This is a genomic window from Streptomyces sp. AN091965, from assembly GCF_022698285.1.
In the GTDB taxonomy this organism is placed as follows: Bacteria; Actinomycetota; Actinomycetes; order Streptomycetales; family Streptomycetaceae; genus Streptomyces.
Genome location: NZ_JALDMY010000002.1, coordinates 1 through 2,079, shown reverse-complemented (window position 1 = coordinate 2,079; position 2,079 = coordinate 1). Strand labels below are relative to the sequence as shown.

Annotated in this window: 1 protein-coding gene and 1 pseudogene; one reads left to right on the top strand and one right to left on the bottom strand. The window is 70.5% G+C overall.

Going from position 1 to position 2,079, the window contains the following annotated elements:
• Window positions 1–745: pseudogene (locus MQV74_RS40270) on the top strand (B12-binding domain-containing radical SAM protein); the annotation flags it as partial.
• 11 nt (window positions 746–756) lie between these two features.
• On the opposite strand, the gene yddG reads toward MQV74_RS40270, so the two are convergent.
• Entirely contained in the window at window positions 757–1,731 is a 975-nt protein-coding gene (gene yddG, locus MQV74_RS40265) for an aromatic amino acid exporter YddG (RefSeq protein ID WP_242729404.1), read from the bottom strand.
• Window positions 1,732–2,079 lie beyond the last annotated feature (348 nt).

Here is a 2,079-nt window from a genome sequence, read left to right as displayed (position 1 = left end):
CCACTTGCTGCACGACCCGCTGTACGCGATGGAGACCTTCAAGCTGTTGCGCAAGCACGACCTGCCGTGGGTCGAGGAGGGCGGCCTGAGCCTGTTCAACCTCGTACTGCTGCACCTGGGCGCCGAGTTCGCGGACGGCATGGACGAGGCCGAGCGGCGCAACCCCAACTTCCGCAACGTCCTCGCGGCGATGCGGGCCGGGCTCACCTGCCGGGACCTGATCAAGGCCATGGCCGACGGCGGCTGCTACAGCGTCTACCTCGCGGTGGAGAGCGCCAACGAGGACAGCCTCGTCGAGTCGGGCAAGCCCCGGCTCAACGCCTTCCAGAAGGCCACCGGGGAAATCGTGGAGATGTTCACCGAGTACGGCATCCAGGTCACCGGCGGCTTCATGCTCGGGTTCGTCAACCCGCCCGAGCGGCCCGGGGACGAGCCGTACATCGAGTCGCTGGAGCAGATCGAGAAGACCATCGACTACGCGGTCACGCTCATGGGCCACGGCATGGCGTACGCCAACCCCTTCATCGTCACTCCGCTGCCGGGCACGAAGATGTGGGACTTCCAGAAGGACTACGTCGTACGCCACTACGACAACGGCTGGTCGCACGAGAAGGGGACCATGGCCACCGACAAGTGGAGCGCGGAGGACATCGAGCGCGCGCGTCTGGAGCTGCTCGTCCGGGCCAACGGCGCCGACAAGGTCGTGGAGATGGTCCGCCGGGGCACCTGGCCGGTGGACGCCTGACCCGGCCGGGCTCAGCCCCTTCGCGGGCGGCTGGGCCCGGCACGGCCCCGCCTGCGCGCCGCCCGCACGGCGTCCGCCGAGGCCAGTGTGGCACCACCGGCGATCAGCACGCTGGCGGCGGCGACGGGCCAGCTCGCGTCCGCGCGGCCGGTGGCGACGAGGAGGGCGGTGGACAGCAGCGGAGCGAAGTAGGAGAAGGTGCCGAGGAGTTGGATGTCGCCGTGCTTGGTGCCGTGGTCCCAGACGTAGAAGGCGCCGCCGACCGGGCCGAGGCCCAGGGCGAGCACGGCGAGCCACTGCCATCCGTCGGGCCGGACCGTGTCCTCGAACACCAGGTGGCAGACGGCCGCGAGGGCCGCCGTGGCCAGGCAGAAGAAGGCGACCATGTCCGTGGGGACCTGCGGATACCGGCGGTTGGCGACCGAGTACGCCGACCACACCACCGCGCAGACGGCGGCCGCGGTGTACCCGAGCAGGTACTCACCCCGTAGGTGCACTCCCTCGCCGCCGGTGACGAGCAGGAAGGTGCCGCCGAGCCCGAGCACCGCGCCCGCCGTGTGCCACCAGCGCAGCCGCTCACCGGGCAGGGCCGCGGAGAACACGACGATGAGCAGCGGCCACAGATAGGCGATGAGTCCCGCGTCGACCGCCGGGGCGTTGCGCAGGGCCAGGAAGTAGAAGAAGTGGTAGCCGAACAGGCCACCGATGCCGAGTGCCCAGGCGCCGCCGGGCAGCCCGCGGGCGAGCCCGGCGCCGCCGCGGACGGCCCGGGGCAGCCCGAGGAGTCCGCCGACCAGGAAGGCCATGGCGGTGAGCTGGAACGGCGGGATCCGCCCGGTCAGCGTGGTGACCAGGGCCAGCGACGCCCACAGCAGGACGGCCACCGCCCCGATCCCGGTGGCTCGCAGCTGACGCGTCGACTGCGACGCGACCGCGTGCCCGTGCCCCGACGCGATGACGTCGGCTCGTGTGTTCCGCGCGTCCACCAGTCCTCCAGTCCCCCGTGCCCGGTAACGGCGCGTCCTCGTACAGCTACCGGGAAATGCTACTGACGCGGCGAACGGCACCCGCACATTCCGGACAGGCGCGAGGAGTTCCGGCGCGGGGTGCGCACCCCCACGCTCGCCGACCGACTCCTCGCAGCGAGAACGACCGCTCACTACAGACAGTGACGGCTTGGTCGTGAGAACTTGGCTTTCCGGGGCGAAGTTCCGAGGTTTGATCACGCTGGGTCGCGGTACGTCGTACGATCTTGGCCGTTGATCCCGCTGCCTGCCACCCGATCCGAAAGGCCCCAGGTGAGCCAGTACTTCGAGATGGGCGACGAGACGCTG